This window comes from Streptomyces sp. B21-105, from assembly GCF_036898465.1.
Classification (GTDB): Bacteria; Actinomycetota; Actinomycetes; order Streptomycetales; family Streptomycetaceae; genus Streptomyces.
Map to the genome: position 1 here is coordinate 2,049,884 of NZ_JARUMJ010000001.1, position 16,346 is coordinate 2,066,229.

Below are 16,346 nucleotides of genomic sequence, written 5' to 3' on the forward strand. Positions count from 1 at the left end.
ATGGGTGAGATCCGGCCAGTGCCGGGGGCCTGCTGCTCGTCGTCGGCTACGCGCGCGTGGACTGAGCCGGCGCCCCTTCGAGGCGGAGGTTCCAGCGGCCGACGCGGCCGGTGACGGTCGTCGTGGACAGCGGGCGCACATCGATGTTCCAGTACGTCGAGGGCGGCGCCTTGAGCGCGTACACCAGGGCCGCGCGGATCACGCTCGGCTCGGCGACGGCGACGATGCGGCAGCCGTCCTCCACCGGCCGGGTGTCGAGCCAGCCGCCCACCCGGGAGATGAACCCGAGCAGGGACTCACCGCCGTGCGGAGTGGCGAGCGGGTCGGCCAGCCAGGCGTCCACGGCCTCCGGCTCCCTCGCCATCGCCTCGCCGAGCGTGAAGCCGCGCCAGCGGCCCATGTCGCAGTCCCGCAGCGCGAGCTGCACCAGCGGGGCGTAGCCGAGCGCGTCCCCGGTGGCCCGGCTGCGCGGGGTCGGCGAGCAATAGCGCAACTCGGCGGCGGCGAGCGGGATCAGCTCGCCGGCCGCGCGCTGCACCTCGCCCCAGTCCGCCTGGTCCAGCGGCCGGTCGTCCTCGAAGCGTTCCGCGAGCAGCGGGGAGCTGCGAGCGGCGGCGACGAAGGTGACCCGAAGTGGCATGCGGTGATGGTGAGCCGCGTAACTGCGCAGGTCAAGAGGTGTCGGCGGACGGCCGGCAGAAACTCGCCGACGGGTTCAGTGTTCTTCGGGCAAGTCGCCAGAAAACAGCGTCGCCGTCACGCCGGCCCGGGCACGTCGAAGATCAGCGCCATCCAGTTGTCCGGCTTCTCCAGCGCTTCGAAGCCGACCTGCCGGTACACCCCGTGTGCGTCGTGGGTGGCGAGGAGGATGCGGCGCAGGTCGTAGGGACGCAGGTGGTCGCGGACGGCGGCGACCAGCGCGGTGCCGATGCCCTTCCCGCGCGCCGCCCGGTCCACGTAGACGTCGCACAGCCACGCGAAGGTGGCGAAATCCGTCACCACCCGCGCGTAGGCGACCTGCTCCCCCGACGCCGTGTCGTACACGCCGAAGTTCAGCGAACCGTCGATCGCGCGGTCCTGCTTCTCCCGCTCGCGGCCGATCGCCCAGTACGCGTCCGCGGACATCCAGCGGTGCACACGCTCGGCGTCGACGCGGGCGGGGTCGGTGGAGATCTCGTATCCCTCGGCGAGGGGCGGGGTGGCGTTCTTGGCGTCCGTGGCGCTCTGGGCGTCCGTGGCGTTCATGGCGTCCGTGGCTGTCATGGCCGGATCCTCACAGGGCGGCGTTCACGCTGTCGAACGGTTTGCGGGCAGCGACTCGTCGTACGCCGCCCGCAGCCGCCGGACCCCCTCGGTGATCTCCTCCGCCCCGGCGACGGCCGCGAAGCTCAGCCGCACGTGGGCGGCCGGGGGTTCGGCGCTGAAGTAGGGGCGACCGGGGGCGAGGGCGACGCCGGCGCGCAGGGCGGCGGCCGTGAACGCCGCCTCCGTCTGGGAGCCGACGGCCCGCGCGGCGTCACCGGCTCCGCCGGCCTGCCGCAGCCGCAGCCACAGGTGGTAGCCGCCGGACGGGATGTGCGGCAGGTCGAGTTCGGGCAGCCGCAGCCGCAGGGCGGAGGTCATCGCGTCCCGCCGGGCCCGGAGCTCGGCGGCGACGGTCCGCAGATGGCGGGGCCAGGCGGGTGAGCCGACGAGTTCGAGCGCCGCCTCCTGCAGCGGGCGGGGCACGAAGAAGGTGTCGACGACCTGGATGGCGCGCAGCCGCTCCAGGACCGGCCCGCGGGCGGCCAGCGCGCTGACCCGGAAGCTCGGCGAGGTCGCCTTCGTCAAGGAGCCGACGTGGACGACGACGCCGTCGGGGTCGTCGGCGACCAGCGGCCTCGGCAGCTGCCCGGCGTCCTCGTGGGCCAGCCGGCGCACGAAGTCGTCCTCGACGACGAACGCGCCCGCCTCCCGGGCGATGCGGAGCACCTGCGGGCGCCGCTCGGCGGCGAGCACGGCGCCGGTCGGGTTCTGGAACAGCGGCTGACAGACGAACACCCGGGCGCCGGTGGCCCGGAACGCGTCGGCGAGCAGCTGCGGCCGAACCCCGTCCGGGTCGACCGGCACCGGCACCGGGCGCAGCCCCGCCGACCGGGCGATCGCCAGCATGCCGGGGTACGTCGGCGACTCGACGAGGACCGGTGCGCCGGGCGGGGCGAGGGCGCGCAGGGCGGTGGTGAGCGCGGCCTGGCCGCCCGCGCTCACCAGCACCTCGGCCGCGGTCAGCGAGCCGCCGATGGCCCGGGCGAACCAGTCGCGCAGCTCGGGCAGCCCTTCCATGGGCGGTCGCCCCCAGGCTCCGGGGCGTCGCCCGGCTCTCGCCAGGGCCGCCGCCATCGCGCGTTCCGGCTGCAACGAGGGGTGCAAGTAGCCGCCGTTGAACTCGATCACGCCGGGTGGCGGAGCGTCCAGCGACACCGTGACGCCCGAGGCGTCCACCGACCGCGGGACCAGGTCGGCGGCGCCGTCCGCGCTCAGTGCGACCTCCTGCCAGGAGGTGTCGGCCGCGGGCGTGGCCGTGGCGCGCGTCGGCCGGGTCCGGAAGGCGCCCGCACCGGGCCGGGTCACCACCAGGCCCTCGGCGGCCAACTGCGCCAGGGCCCGCGAGACGGTCACCGGGCTCACCCGGAATCTCTCGACCAGCGCCCGGCTCGACGGGAGCTTTCCACCAGGAGAGTAGCGGTCGAGCTCAGCGCGCAGCCGATCCGCCAGTTCACCCACACTGCTACGCTCTTGCATGACAACACAGAGTAGCGCTACTGCACAGTCGGCGATAGCAGTCAGCACCTCTCGCCCGAGCGGCCACAACGCCGGCCCCGGCACAGGCACAGGCACCTTGCTGGCCGCCCTCGGCGTCGTCGCCTTCTCCCTCACGTTCCCCGCCACCGCCTGGGGACTGGAGGGCTTCGGCGCTTGGTCGCTGGTCGCCGTGCGCAGCGTCCTGGCGGCTCTGATCGCGGGCGGGTGCCTGCTCGCACTGCGCGTCCCGCCGCCCGCCCGCCGGCACTGGGCGGGGCTCGCCGTCGTCGCCGGCGGGGTGGTCGTCGGCTTCCCGCTGCTCACCACGCTCGCCCTGCGGACGTCCACCACCGCGCACGCCGCCGTCGTGGTCGGTCTGCTGCCGCTGACGACGGCGCTGCTGTCCGCGCTGCGCACGGGCGTGCGGCCGTCCCGTACGTTCTGGGCGGCGGCCCTGGCCGGCGCGGGCGCGGTGGTTGCGTTCACCGTGCAGCAGAGCGGCGGAGCCCTGACCACGGCCGACCTGTATCTGTTCGGGGCGCTGCTGGTGTGCGCGGCCGGCTACACCGAGGGCGGCAGGCTGGCCCGGGTGATGCCGGGCTGGCAGGTCATCGGCTGGGCGCTGGTGCTCTGCCTGCCCGTCGGCGTGCCCGCTGCCTGGCTCGCGCTCGCCCACGAAGGCGCCCACCCGAACGTGCACAGCGTGGCCGGGCTGCTGTGGGTGGCGGCGGGCTCGCAGTTCCTCGGCCTCGTGGTCTGGTACCGGGGAATGGCGGCGATCGGCGTTCCCAAGGCCAGCCAGTTGCAGTTGGCCCAGCCGCTGCTCACACTGGTGTGGTCGGTGCTGCTGCTGGGCGAGCAGCTCACTGCCGCCGCTCCGCTGACTGCGGCAGCCGTGCTCGTCTGCATCGCCGTCACACAGCGGGCGCGCGGTTGAGTCCAGGCACGCGCCGCCGTTCCCGCACCCGGTGAGGAGGCCCACAGATGCGCGCAACCGAGGGCGACCAGTTCGTCCAGCACGGCAGAGTGGTCGGGCAACACGACAAGGTCGGCGAGATCCTCGAGGTGATGGGCCAGGCGGGCAACCCCCCGTACCGCGTCCGCTTCGAGGACGGGCACGTCGGCGTGTGCTCACCCGGTCCCGACACCGAGATCCGTCACAGGACGGCCGGGGAGCCCCGGCCGTGACGCCCGGCGGAGGCTCCGCCGCCACAGCTCAGCGCGGAGGCTCCGCCCGTCCCGGGTAGTGGTCGGCGACCACCCGCGCCATCGCCCCGATCCGGTCCGTCCGTAGGTCCTTCGCGGCGAAGAAGACGTGCCCGCGCACCTCGGGGTGCCGGGCGGCGAGGTCGAGGTGGTCGGACAGTTCGGCCGGGTCCTGCCAGGCCGCGGGCTGCGCGGGATCGCCCGCCCGGTAGAGGGCCTCGCCGATGTACAGACGGGTGCGGCTGCCCCTCGCGACCTCCGCCCACCAGGGCACGAGCTTGGCGTAGTCGGCGACCGACAGCCCGATGTTCCAGTACAGCTGCGGCACGACGTAGTCGATCCAGCCCTCGCGCACCCACTTGCGGGTGTCGGCGTGGATGTCGTCGTACGACTGCAGCGCCCGCGTGTCGGAGCCGCGCGTGTCGGTGGAGGCATTGCGCCACACCCCGAACGGGCTGATGCCGAACTGCGTCGTGGGCCGTACGGCCTTGATCCGGGCGGCCGTCTCCAGCACCAGCCGGTCGACGTTGTCGCGCCGCCAGGCGGCCCGGCTGGAGAAGGCGCCGCCGTGGGCGTCGTAGGCGGCCTCGTCGTCGAAGGTCTGGCCGGCCACCGGGTAGGGGTAGAAGTAGTCGTCGAAGTGCACGGCGTCCACGGGGTACTTGCGGACCGCGTCCAGGATGGCGTCCTGCACGAAGGCACGGACCTCGGGCAGACCCGGGTTGTAGTAGAGCCTCCCGCCGAACGGGACCGACCAGTCCGGATTCCGGCGTGCCGGGTGGGACGCGACGAGCCTCGTGGGGTCGTCGTGGGTGGCGACGCGGTACGGGTTGAACCAGGCGTGCAGCTGAAGCCCGCGCGCGTGGGCTTCGGTGACGGCCGTGCCCAGCGGGTCCCAGCCGGGCGAGCGGCCCTGGACGCCGGTGAGCACCTGGGACCACGGCTCGTACGGCGAGGGCCACAGCGCGTCGGCCGTGGGCCGCACCTGGAGGACCACCGTGTTCAGGCGTCTGTCGACCGCCAGGTCGAGCAGCGCGATCAGCTCGGCGCGCTGTGCCGCGGCGGACAGGCCCGAGCGGGACGGCCAGTCGCGGTTGGAGACGGTCGCCACCCACATCCCCCGCATCTCGGTCGTCGTCGCCCTTCGCTCCCCCGGGGGAGCGGCCGCCGCACCCGTCGTGGTGAACGCCGACAGCGCTGCCAGCGCGAACGCCCGCCGGGTCAGTCGACCCATCGCACACATCCCCACATACTCCGCGGATCCGCACGGTCACGGATCGTGTCGGGCCCCAGCATGCCCCCACCCCGGCGATCGATCATCGATACTTGCTAGTAACGTGCACGATCGGAGCAGGCCTGCCGGAATCCCGGCGGACGTGCCCCTGCCAACGAAGTCAGCGCGGCGAAAGGGACGATGTGACCGACATCGAACGGGTCGGAGTGGTGGGCTGCGGCCAGATGGGGGCGGGCATCGCCGAGGTCTGCGCCCGCGCCGGTCTCGACGTCAAGGTCGCCGAGACCACCGGCGAAGCCCTGGAGATCGGCCGTACCCGGCTGTACAACTCCCTGGCCAAGGCCGCCGAACGCGGCAAGATCTCCGAGGAGGAGCGCGACGCGACGCTGGCGCGCCTGAGCTTCACCACGGACCTCGGCGAGTTCGCCGACCGCGACCTGGTCGTCGAGGCGGTGGTGGAGAACGAGCAGGTCAAGTCGGAGATCTTCCAGGTCCTCGACCAGGTGGTGACCCGCCCGGACGCGATCCTGGCCTCCAACACCTCCTCCATCCCGCTGGTCAAGCTGGCGGTCGCCACCTCGCGGCCCGACCAGGTCGTCGGCATCCACTTCTTCAACCCGGCCCCGGTGCAGAAGCTGGTCGAGCTGATCCCGGCGCTGACCACCTCCGAGGGCACGCTCAGCCGCGCGCAGCTGTTCGCGGAGAAGGTGCTGGGCAAGCACGCGATCCGCGCCCAGGACCGCTCCGGCTTCGTGGTCAACGCCCTGCTGATCCCGTACCTGCTCTCCGCGATCCGGATGTTCGAGACGGGCATCGCCAGCCGCGAGGACATCGACAACGGCATGGAGATGGGGTGCGCCCACCCGATGGGCCCGCTGAAGCTGTCGGACCTGATCGGCCTGGACACCGTGGCCTCGGTGGCGCAGAGCATGTACGACGAGTACAAGGAGCCGCTGTACGCCGCTCCCCCGCTGCTCCAGCGGATGGTCGACGCGGGCCGGCTGGGCCGCAAGACCGGCTCGGGCTTCTACACGTACTGACCGCCGCGGGTGGGCGGGACGGGCCCGGCGCTCCGCGCGGCGCGGGGCCCGTCGGCGTGCGGCGTCACGGGGCCCAACCGATCCTGAGGTGATGCGGCGTCACGGGGATCCGCCGATCCTGAGGTGATGCGGCGTCACGGGGCACTGAGGTGGTGCAACAGCATCAGCGCCGCCGCCATGTTGGCGGCCGGGACCTCCCCCCGGGCGACCAGGTCGGGAACGACCTTCAGGGGGACCCACTCCCGGCGGTCCGACTCGAAGTCGTCCACCGGGTGGCCCACGTACTCCCCGCGGTCCGACCAGTAGATGTGGTGGACGGCGTCGGTGAGCCCGTTGGACGGCTCCACGCTCATCAGATGGCGCAGCGGGCCCGGCCGCCAGCCGGTCTCCTCCTCGAGTTCCCGGGCGGCGGCGCGGGCGACGTCCTCGCCGTACTCGACCACGCCCGCCGCGAGCTCCCAGCCCCAGCTGTCGGTGATGAAGCGGTGCCGCCACAGCAGGAGCACCTCGTTCGCCGGGTTCACGACCGTGGCGACGGCGACCGGCCTCAGCCGTATGAGGAAGTGGTCGAGGTGCCGACCGTCGGGCAGCTCCACATCTGCCAGATTGACGCTGAACCAGCGGTTTTCATACACAGTTTGCTCGTTCTGTTTTGTCCACTGCACGGTTCTGCCACCTTCCGTCGAGTAAGTGGCAATATCGCAGCAGGAACCATGCAGCGACGGTGGCCGCCGGTCCCGTCCCCGCCCGTCCCCGCCCGTCCCGTCTACAGCGGTACGCGCAGCGCCCCGTCGATGAGTTCGGCGGCCTCGGCCGTGCCTGCGCAACCGCTGCGCACCAGGTGTTCGCGCACCGCCCGGAGTCTGTCGCGCAGCCGCTGCGACTCCATCCCACGGGCCTGTTCGGCCATCTCCATCGCGGTGACCACCGCCTTGTCGGCGTTGCCCTGCCGCAGCTCGATCGTGCTGAGCATGGCCAGCCGGTGCACCCGGCCCCGGTCGTGTGCGGGGGTGCCTACGGCGGCCGCCGCGTGCTCGGCGGCCGCGGCCAGGTCGCCGAGGCTGAGCAGCGCCTCCGCCACCTGGACGTTGACCAGGCCCGGCTGGACATAGCCGGTCTCGTCCGGCTCACGCCCCCGCAGGATACGGTCGGCGGCCGTCTCGGCACGCCGGATGCAGGACAGGGCGCTCGTGCCGTCGCCGAGGTGGGCGTACGCCTTGGCCTGCATCGCGAACAGATCCGAGGCGAGAGCGGGCGTGATGTGCTTGCCCGCCGCCCGCAGCGCGGCCTCCGCGAAGGCGACCGCCTGCCGGAACTCCCGCATGAACAGCGACTGGTTGACCAGGAGAGCGATGACATAGGCGCCGAGTCCCCGGTCCCCGCTGGCCTTCGCCAGTCTGAGCGCCTGGTGGAAGTAGCGCTGGGCCAGCCCGTGCGCGTCCGAGTCGTATGCGCAGATCCCGGCGACCGCCACCAACCCGCCGGTCGCACGGTGCAGTTGACGGCCCGTCTCGTCGGTGTAGCTGCCGCGAAGCAGCGGGGCCGCCTCCGCGTTCAGGAAGCCGACGATGCGGCTGCGGGTCGCGATGCCGCCGGCCTTGCGGTACAGCTGCTCGTAGTGGGCGCGGGCGGCCCGCAGCATCTCCAGGTCGGCGGAGGTGACGCGATGCCGGCCGCCTCGCGAGACGTCCACGTCCTCCGGCGGGTTCTCCCACTCCCAGACCGGCATCACGGCAGGCGTGCCGGTGACGGCGGGCGCGCCCAGGAGGTGCGGGCGCTGCTGCTCGTCGGAGCGCCACAGCGCGGTGGCCCGCTCGACGAACCCGGAGAGCGAGGTGCCGTGCGAGGCGGACGACTCGCCGGGGACGCCGAGCCCGATGGCGTCGAGGGTGACCGGGCGGTGCAGCCGGCCCGCGAGCACCTCGCAGATCAGGTCCGGCACCTGGCCCCTCGGCCGCTGCCCCTTCAGCCACCGGGCCACCGCCGTGTGCTCGTAACGCAGCGCCAGACCGCGGGCCCGGCCGGCCTGGTTGACGTGGGCGGCGAGACCCGCGTGCGAGATGCCCGCCTCGTCCAGGATCGCGTCGAGCAGAGTGTTGGGCTGCATGGAATGGCCCCCCGGTACCTCGATGCCGTCAGCCTAGTGGCCCGGCCTTCGCACGGGGTGCGAACGGAATGCGCGCAGTCACCGGGTGTGCGCACTGTCGCCGAGCGTTTCCGGTCGGTTTGACTGGAATGCCTCGCAAGGGGTTCGCCGGGCTGTCGGCTCCCCCTCGAAAAGCGCGACGGCCCGGCGATTCGGGTCACACGGCCGACGGCGCGGTCCCCGCCCCCGCGAAGGGGAGGAGGGGCCGCGCCGTCGGTGTGGTCCGCCGTGGTCAGCCGCGCAGGACGGCTCCGGTGCGCTCGCCGGCCAGGGCCACCGCCGCGTCCCTCGCCGCCGAGGCCTCGTCGACCGTCAGCGTCCGGTCGCCGGCCCGGAAGCGGAGCGCGTAGGCGAGCGACTTGCGGCCCTCGCCCAGCTGCTCCGCGTTCTCGTACACGTCGAACAGCCGGATCCCCTCCAGCAGTTCGCCCGCGCCCTCGCGCAGCGCGGCCTCGACCTCGGCGTGCGGGACGAACCCGTCGACGACGAGGGCGACGTCCTGCGTGGCGACGGGGAAGGTGGAGATGCCCGGCGCCTGCGGGGTGTCGTCGCCGACCGCCTCGAGGACGTCGAGGTCCAGCTCCATCGCGCAGGTGCGGGCGGGCAGGCTCAGCGCCTTCAGCACCCGGGGGTGCAGCTCGCCCGCGTGACCGACGACCCGCTCCGCGCCGTCCACGACCGCCACGAACTCGGCGCACCGGCCGGGATGCCACGGCCCGTACTGGCTCCCCCGGACGATCAGTTCGGCGCCGGCTTCCCGGGCGACGGTGCGCGCAGCCTCGACGGCGTCGGCCCAGTCCGCCGGACGGCCCTTGCCCCACCAGCCGGCCTGTTCGCGGGCGCCCGTGAGGACGGCGGCGACATGGCGCGGCTGTTCGGGCAGCGCGGCGTCCAGCGAGGCGAGCTCCTCGTCGGTGGGGCGGCGGTCGACCGGCAGCAGACCGGCGACGGCCTGCTCCTCGCGCGGGAGGAAGACCAGACCCGTCTCGAAGAGGGCCAGGTCGTGCGAGCCCCGGCCGTCGTTGCGCCGCAGCGCGGCCAGCAGGCCCGGCAGCAGCGACGTGCGGAGCGCGGGCTCCTCGTCGTTGAGCGGGTTGGTGAGCCGCACGACCCTGCGCGCCGGGTCGTCGGCGTCGAGGCCGAGCTGGTCGAAGACCTGCTCGCTCACGAACGGGTAGTTCGGCGCCTCGACGTAGCCGGCGCCGGCCAGCGCGCGGCCGACGCGGCGGTGCAGCCGCTGCCGGTGGGTGAGACCGCGGCCGGACGGCGGCTTGGGCAGCGTGGACGGCAGGTTCTCGTAGCCCTCCAGCCGGATGACCTCCTCCGCCAGGTCGTTGGCCGCGACGAGGTCGGGCCGCCAGGACGGCACGGTGACGATCAGCTCGTCCTGCCCGTAGACGTCGCAGCCGATCTCCTGCAGCCGGCGGACGACGGTCTCACGGCCGTACACCATGCCCGCGACCTTGTCCGGGTGGTTCGCCGGGACGCTGATCGTGTGCGGGGCGGACGGGGCGATGACCTCGGTGACGCCCGCGTCGGCCGTACCGCCGGCGAGCAGCACCAGCAGGTCGACCGTGCGCTGTGCGGCCGCCGCTGCGGCCTGCGGGTCGACGCCGCGCTCGAAGCGGCGCGAGGCCTCCGAGGACAGCTTGTGCCGGCGGGCGGTGCGCGCGATCGACACCGCGTCGAAGTGGGCGGCCTCGATGACGACGTCACCGGTGGCGTTCCCGCCGTTCTCGAAGGCGTCGTGGTCGGCGATCTCGGTGTCGGCGCCGCCCATGACGCCGGCCAGGCCGATGGGACCGCGGTCGTCGGTGATGACCAGGTCCTCGGCGTGCAGCGTGCGGGTCACCCCGTCGAGGGTGACGATCCGCTCGCCCTCCGCGGCCCGGCGGACGCCGATCGTGCCCTGGACCAGGTTGCGGTCGTAGGCGTGCAGCGGCTGGCCGAGCTCCATCATCACGTAGTTGGTGACGTCGACGGCGAGCGAGATCGGGCGCATGCCGACCTTCTGCAGCCGGCGCTTCAGCCAGATCGGGGAGCGCGCCTCGGGGCTCAGACCGGTGACGGTGCGGGCCGTGAAGCGGTCGCAGCCCATCGGCTCGGAGACCTGCACGGGGTAGCCGAAGGCGTTCGGCGCCGGTACGTCGATCAGCGCCGGGTCGCGCAGCGGCAGACCGTAGGCGATGGCGGCCTCGCGGGCGACGCCGCGGATGGACAGGCAGTCGCCGCGGTTGGCGGTGACGGCGATGTCCAGCACCTCGTCGACCAGCTCGAGCAGCTCGATGGCGTCCCTGCCGACCTCGGTCTCCGGCGGCAGCACGATGATGCCGTGGCTGCCGTCGTCGCCCATGCCCAGCTCGTCGCCGGAGCAGATCATGCCGTGGGAGGTCTTGCCGTACGTCTTGCGCGCGGCGATCGCGAAGCCGCCGGGCAGGACCGCGCCGGGGAGGACCACGACGACCTTGTCGCCGACGGCGAAGTTACGGGCGCCGCAGACGATCTCCTGTGGCTCACCTGTGCCGTTGGCCGTCGAGACGTCGACGGTGCAGAAGCGGATCGGCTTCTTGAAGCCCTCCAGCTCCTCGATGGTGAGCACCTGACCCACGACGAGCGGGCCCTTCAGGTCGGCTCCGAGGTGCTCGACGGTCTCGACCTCGAGGCCGGCCGACACGAGCTTCGCCTGCACGTCACGGCCGGTCTCGGTGGCCGGCAGGTCGACGTACTCCCGCAGCCAGGAAAGCGGGACCCGCATCAGATCTCCATCCCGAACGGCCGGGTGAACCGGACGTCACCCTCGACCATGTCTCGCATGTCTTCGACGTTGTGGCGGAACATCAGCATCCGCTCGATGCCGAACCCGAAGGCGAACCCGCTGTACTTCTCCGGGTCGACGCCGCAGGCGGCCAGCACCTTGGGGTTGACCATGCCGCAGCCGCCGAGCTCGATCCAGCCCTCGCTGGAACAGGTGCGGCAGGGCCGGTCGGGGTTGCCGACGGACTCGCCGCGGCAGACGTAGCAGACCATGTCCATCTCGGCGGACGGCTCGGTGAACGGGAAGAAGTTCGGCCGCAGCCGGGTCTTCATGCCCTCGCCGAACAGCGACTGGACCATGTGGTCCAGGGTGCCCTTGAGGTCGGCCATGGTCAGGCCCTCGTCGACGGCCAGCAGCTCGACCTGGCGGAAGACCGGGGTGTGCGTGGCGTCCAGCTCGTCGGTGCGGTAGACGACGCCGGGGCAGATCACATACACCGGCAGCTCGCGCGAGAGCAGTGAGCGGATCTGCACGGGCGAGGTGTGGGTGCGCAGCACGACCCCGGACTCGGTGCCGCCCTGCGGTCCCTCGACGAAGAAGGTGTCGGCCTCGCCGCGGGCCGGGTGGTCCGGTCCGATGTTGAGGGCGTCGAAGTTGAACCACTCGGCCTCGACCTGCGGGCCCTCGGCGACCTCGTAGCCCATGGCCACGAAGACGTCCTCGATGCGCTCCGAGAGCGTGGTGAGCGGGTGGCGGGCGCCGGCCGGCACGAGGTCGTAGGGCAGTGTGACGTCCACCGCCTCCTCGACCAGGACGCGCTGGTCGCGTTCGGCCTCCAGCTCCTCCTGACGCGTGGCGAGGGCCTTGTTCACGGCGCCCCGGGCCTGGCCGACCAGCTTGCCCGCGGCGGCCTTGGCGTGCGGCGGCAGCGCGCCGATCTCGCGGTTGGCCAGTGCCAGCGGGGAGGTGCCGCCGGTGTGGGCGACCTTGGCCTCCTGGAGCGCGTCGAGGGAGTCCGCGGCGGCGAAGGCGGCGAGCGCCTCGTCCCGCATGCGCTCGATCTCTTCCGGTTTCAAGGCCTCGACCTCTACCGGGTCGTACGACTTATTCGGTGCCGACATCTCTTCCCGTGCTTCCGATTGTCCCCCAGCTACCGCTGGGAGGTGCCCCCAGGCTGAATGTCCCCGTCACCGACTCACGCAGAGGTCAGAGGGCCGTCCCTGGGCCACAAAGGTGCCAAAGGCCGAGTCTAACGGGGTGAAGGTGTTGCGAACGCGCCCGCGGGCCGTCCGGCCGTCTCAGGTGAGATATGCCGGGGTGCTCACGGGCAAGGTAAATCGGAACTCCGCGCCGCCGCCCGGGGCGCGGCCGACGGTGATGACGCCGCCGTGGGCTTCGACGATGCCCTTGACGATGTACAGCCCGAGGCCCGTGCCGCCGCGCTTGCTGCCCCGCCAGAAGCGGGTGAACACGCGGTTCATGGAGTCCTCCGGGATGCCTGCGCCCTCGTCGCTCACGGTGACCGACGTACCGGTTTCCTCCCCCTCACGGGGAGACGCGGCGGGCGTGACGTCAATGGTGACGGTTCCCTCCCCGTGACGCACTGCGTTTTCGATGAGGTTGCTGAGGACCTGGTCGACCTTGTCGGGGTCGGCCCACAGGGCGGGCAGCGGCTGTTCGATGCGCAGCAGGAACCGGTCGGCGGGCTGTCCGGCGGCCACGTACGCCTGGATGTGACGTCCCACGGCGGCGCCCATGTCGACCGGCTGGCGGCGCACCTCCAGCCGCCCCGAGTCGATGCGCGAGATGTCCAGCAGTTCGGCGATGAGACGGGTGACCCGGTCGGCGTCGGCGTCGACGGTCTCCAGCATCAGCCGTTTCTGGTCGTCGGTGAACCGCGACCACTTGGCGAGCAGGGTGGCGGTGAAGCCCTTGACGGAGGTGAGGGGCGAGCGCAGCTCGTGGGCGACGGTGGCGATCAGCTCGGCGTGGCTGCGTTCGGTGCGGCGGCGGGCCTCGGTGTCGCGGATCGAGACGACGACCCGGCGGACGGGTCCGGTGGGTCCGGTGCGGACGTAGCGCACCGAGACGAGCACCTCGCGTCCGCCCGGCAGCAGCAGGTTGCGTTCGGGCTGGCCGACGCGGATGGCGAGGCCGCCGTAGGGGTCGGTCAGCTGCCACCAGCGGCGGCCTTCGAGGTCCTCCAGCGGCAGGGCCTTGTCGAGGCGCTGTCCGAGGGCGTCCGCGGCGGTGACGGCGGTGATGCGCTGGGCGGCGGCGTTGAAGCAGACGACGTGCCCGTGCTCGTCGGCGACGACCAGGCCGTCAGGCAGGTCGTCGGGGTCTATGCCGAGTTCGGCCAGGTCACCGGCGGATCGAGCCGCTTCCGGTGCGCTGTTCGTGCCGACACTCATCCCCGTACCCCACCTCCCTGACGAGGAGCCCCGAGCACGTCACCCTACTAGCTGTCGGTGACGGAGCGGCACCCTCCGGAGGCGCGCTGTGCACGGGCCGACGCGTAGAGACATACGGCGGCGGCGGTCGCGAGGTTCAGGCTCTCGGCCTTTCCGTGGATCGGGACCCGCACGACGGCGTCCGTGAGGGCCCGTGTCTCCTCCGGCAGCCCCCACGCCTCGTTGCCGAAGACCCAGGCGGTGGGGCCGCCCATGGTCCGCCGGTCCAGCTCGTCGTCGAGGTCGTGGTCTCCCGCGCCGTCGGCTGCGAGGACCCGCACCCCGGCCGCCTTCAGCCCGGCCACGGCCTGCTCGACGGGGACGCCGACGGCGACGGGCAGGTGGAACAGGGAGCCGACGGAGGCCCGGACGGCCTTGGGGTTGTAGAGGTCCACACAGGCGTCGGTCAGCACGACGGCCTCGGCGCCGGCGGCGTCCGCGCAGCGCAGCACGGTTCCGGCGTTGCCGGGGTCGCGCACATGGGCCAGGACGGCGACGAGCTTCGGCCGGGCGGCGAGGACGTCCTCGAAGGGGGTGTCCACGAACCGGCAGATCCCGACCAGACCCTGCGGGGTGACGGTGGTGGAGACGTCCTCGATGACCTGTTCGGCGGCCAGGTGCACCCGGGCTCCGGCGGCGCGGGCCCCGGCGACGATGTCTGCGTAGCGCTCCGCGGCCTCGACCGTGGTGAACAGTTCCACCAGCGTCGCCTCGCCGGCGGCCCGGTGCGCGGCCGCCTCCCGCACGGCCTGCGGTCCCTCCGCGAGGAACAGCCGCTCCTTGCCCCGGAAGTTCCGCTTGGCGAGCCGCCGGGCGGCGGAGACGCGCGGGGAGCGGGGGGAGATCAGCTCGGGGCTGGCGGGGGGCATGTTCACCTTCGCAACTCAATTGGCTTTCGGCCGGCGCGAGCGATCCGACCTGGGGGCGCGGGGAACTGCGCGACCGGCCACCGGCGGCCCGCGCCCGAACGGACGGCCTCAGCGGGCGTCAGCAGCAAAGGACCCGCAGGATGGAACCTGCGGGTCCTTCACCGACGTCGGCTCAGAGCCAGCGCAGCGTCACGCGGCCTTGGGCGCGTTCACGTCCGCGGGGAGGGCCTTCTGCGCGACCTCGACCAGCGCGGCGAACGCGGTGGCGTCGTTCACGGCCAGCTCGGCCAGGATCTTGCGGTCGACCTCGATGTTCGCGGCCTTCAGACCCTGGATGAGGCGGTTGTACGTCATGCCGTTCTGGCGGGCCGCAGCGTTGATGCGCTGGATCCACAGCTGACGGAAGTCGCCCTTGCGCTTCTTGCGGTCGTTGTAGTTGTAGACCAGCGAGTGGGTGACCTGCTCCTTGGCCTTGCGGTACAGGCGCGAACGCTGACCGCGGTAGCCGGAGGCCGCCTCGAGGATCGCCCGGCGCTTCTTGTGGGCGTTGACTGCCCGCTTGACGCGTGCCACTTGTTAACTCCTTGTAGCGGGGCCGCGGTTGGACTCACACGACCCGGAAACGATTGGGTCCCGGTCAGGGATCAGGCGCGATGGTTGCGCCTGACGTCACTTGCCGAGAAGCTTCTTGATCTTCGCGGCGTCGCCCGGGGCCATCTCGGCGTTGCCGGTGAGGCGACGCGTCACGCGGGACGACTTGTGCTCGAGCAGGTGGCGCTTGCCGGCGCGCTCACGGAGCACCTTGCCGGAGCCGGTGATCTTGAAGCGCTTGCTGGCACCGCTGTGCGACTTGTTCTTCGGCATAGCGCCGTTCTCTCCTCGTCGGTGGCGTTCCGGTGCCCGGTCGTGAAACCGGGCACGGTGGAACGTCGCTTGTATCGGATAGCCCTCGGGGCTCGCGCCCCGTGGATCACGCCTCGGCGGAAGCCTCGGCAGGGGCCTCGACGTCTGCTTCGACGTCTGCCTCGGCGTTCACGGCGTCGGCGTCGGCGGCGTTCTGCGAACGACCCGGGTTGGCCTTCGCCTCGGCCTTGCGGGCCTCCTGCGCCTGACGGGCCTCGGCCATGGCCTCGGTCTTCTTCTTGTGCGGACCGAGGACCATGATCATGTTGCGGCCGTCCTGCTTCGGGTTCGACTCGATGAACCCGAGGTCCTGGACGTCCTCCGCGAGACGCTGCAGCAGTCGGTAGCCCAGTTCGGGGCGGGACTGCTCGCGGCCGCGGAACATGATCGTGATCTTGACCTTGTCGCCCTGCTTGAGGAACCGGACGACGTGACCCTTTTTGGTGTCGTAGTCGTGCGGGTCGATCTTCGGCCGGAGCTTCATTTCCTTGATGACCGTGTGCGCCTGGTTCTTGCGCGCCTCACGGGCCTTCATGGCCGACTCGTACTTGAACTTCCCGTAGTCCATGAGCTTGCAGACCGGCGGGCGTGCGCTCGCCGCCACCTCGACCAGGTCGAGGTCGTACTCCTGCGCAAGCTCCAGTGCCTTGGCAAGCGGCACGATGCCGACCTGCTCGCCACTGGGACCGACAAGTCGCACTTCGGGAACGCGAATCCGGTCGTTGATGCGGGGCTCGGTGCTGATGGATCCTCCTCGGTAGCACCACACGGCAGTCTGGCGGACGGCCGCGTAACGTCTGTGTTCGATATGTTTCCAACCACGTCGACGCACAAAAAATGCCCCGGACGATCACATGCGGGGCTCCAAGCACTACCGGAGCACCGCCGCGAGGATCGCGGGGCGCACTACCGGGCGATTCCATCGTCCGTACGGAACGATGGCGACCGCCTGACCGGGG

The 16,346-nt window shown here is 72.1% G+C and carries 16 protein-coding genes; 3 read left to right on the forward strand and 13 right to left on the reverse strand.

All coding sequences use genetic code 11. From position 1 onward, the window contains the following. Positions 1-46 precede the first annotated feature (46 nt). The 3 genes from QA802_RS09190 to QA802_RS09200 form a co-directional block, all read right to left on the reverse strand. Positions 47-640, reverse strand: a complete 594-nt coding sequence (locus QA802_RS09190; RefSeq protein WP_319166124.1) for a histidine phosphatase family protein — start codon at positions 638-640, stop codon at positions 47-49. A 116-nt stretch (positions 641-756) separates the two neighbouring features. Next, positions 757-1,245, reverse strand: coding sequence for a GNAT family N-acetyltransferase (locus tag QA802_RS09195; protein ID WP_334534434.1), 489 nt, complete (start codon positions 1,243-1,245; stop codon positions 757-759). Between the two features lie 42 nt (positions 1,246-1,287). Then, the gene (locus tag QA802_RS09200) at positions 1,288-2,781 is read right to left on the reverse strand and encodes an aminotransferase-like domain-containing protein (protein WP_334519812.1); all 1,494 of its coding nucleotides are present in this window, start codon (positions 2,779-2,781) and stop codon (positions 1,288-1,290) included. Between QA802_RS09200 and QA802_RS09205 the strand changes: the two genes are divergently transcribed. Together QA802_RS09205 and QA802_RS09210 are read left to right on the forward strand one after the other, a co-directional pair. Continuing rightward, the gene (locus QA802_RS09205) at positions 2,780-3,718 is read left to right on the forward strand and encodes a DMT family transporter (protein WP_334519815.1); all 939 of its coding nucleotides are present in this window, start codon (positions 2,780-2,782) and stop codon (positions 3,716-3,718) included. The genes QA802_RS09200 and QA802_RS09205 overlap by 2 nt on opposite strands. Before the next feature lie 47 nt (positions 3,719-3,765). Continuing rightward, entirely contained in the window at positions 3,766-3,969 is a 204-nt protein-coding gene (locus QA802_RS09210) for a DUF1918 domain-containing protein (protein WP_057580426.1), read from the forward strand. A 28-nt stretch (positions 3,970-3,997) separates the two neighbouring features. Here the strand turns inward: QA802_RS09210 and QA802_RS09215 are convergent, their stop codons facing one another. Continuing rightward, positions 3,998-5,221 (reverse strand): glycoside hydrolase family 10-like protein, encoded by a 1,224-nt coding sequence (locus QA802_RS09215; protein ID WP_334519818.1) that lies wholly within the window; start codon positions 5,219-5,221, stop codon positions 3,998-4,000. Between the two features lie 182 nt (positions 5,222-5,403). Between QA802_RS09215 and QA802_RS09220 the strand changes: the two genes are divergently transcribed. Then, complete coding sequence (locus QA802_RS09220; protein ID WP_334519821.1) at positions 5,404-6,261, forward strand: 3-hydroxybutyryl-CoA dehydrogenase; 858 nt, start codon at positions 5,404-5,406, stop codon at positions 6,259-6,261. A gap of 134 nt (positions 6,262-6,395) precedes the next feature. On the opposite strand, the gene QA802_RS09225 is transcribed toward QA802_RS09220, so the two are convergent. The 9 genes from QA802_RS09225 to infC form a co-directional block, all read right to left on the reverse strand. Beyond that, positions 6,396-6,926: an NUDIX hydrolase gene (locus tag QA802_RS09225; protein ID WP_334519824.1), complete on the reverse strand. Its 531-nt coding sequence runs from the start codon at positions 6,924-6,926 to the stop codon at positions 6,396-6,398. Positions 6,927-7,027: 101 nt separating this feature from the next. Next, on the reverse strand, positions 7,028-8,368 hold the full coding sequence (locus QA802_RS09230) for an NsdA family TPR-like regulatory protein (RefSeq protein ID WP_334519827.1): 1,341 nt from the start codon (positions 8,366-8,368) through the stop codon (positions 7,028-7,030). A gap of 271 nt (positions 8,369-8,639) precedes the next feature. After that, complete coding sequence (gene pheT, locus QA802_RS09235) at positions 8,640-11,162, reverse strand: phenylalanine--tRNA ligase subunit beta (protein ID WP_334519829.1); 2,523 nt, start codon at positions 11,160-11,162, stop codon at positions 8,640-8,642. After that, positions 11,162-12,283: a phenylalanine--tRNA ligase subunit alpha gene (gene pheS / locus QA802_RS09240; protein WP_334519832.1), complete on the reverse strand. Its 1,122-nt coding sequence runs from the start codon at positions 12,281-12,283 to the stop codon at positions 11,162-11,164. The genes pheT and pheS overlap by 1 nt, the downstream gene beginning before the upstream one ends. A gap of 177 nt (positions 12,284-12,460) precedes the next feature. Beyond that, positions 12,461-13,576, reverse strand: a complete 1,116-nt coding sequence (locus QA802_RS09245; RefSeq protein WP_334519835.1) for a sensor histidine kinase — start codon at positions 13,574-13,576, stop codon at positions 12,461-12,463. A 47-nt stretch (positions 13,577-13,623) separates the two neighbouring features. Beyond that, complete coding sequence (locus tag QA802_RS09250; protein WP_334519838.1) at positions 13,624-14,484, reverse strand: TrmH family RNA methyltransferase; 861 nt, start codon at positions 14,482-14,484, stop codon at positions 13,624-13,626. A gap of 189 nt (positions 14,485-14,673) precedes the next feature. Then, positions 14,674-15,057 (reverse strand): 50S ribosomal protein L20, encoded by a 384-nt coding sequence (rplT, locus tag QA802_RS09255; RefSeq protein WP_057580434.1) that lies wholly within the window; start codon positions 15,055-15,057, stop codon positions 14,674-14,676. A 96-nt stretch (positions 15,058-15,153) separates the two neighbouring features. Further along, the gene (gene rpmI, locus QA802_RS09260) at positions 15,154-15,348 is read right to left on the reverse strand and encodes a 50S ribosomal protein L35 (RefSeq protein ID WP_003977225.1); all 195 of its coding nucleotides are present in this window, start codon (positions 15,346-15,348) and stop codon (positions 15,154-15,156) included. Between the two features lie 106 nt (positions 15,349-15,454). Next, the gene (gene infC, locus QA802_RS09265) at positions 15,455-16,156 is read right to left on the reverse strand and encodes a translation initiation factor IF-3 (protein ID WP_079041356.1); all 702 of its coding nucleotides are present in this window, start codon (positions 16,154-16,156) and stop codon (positions 15,455-15,457) included. Positions 16,157-16,346: the final 190 nt, after the last annotated feature.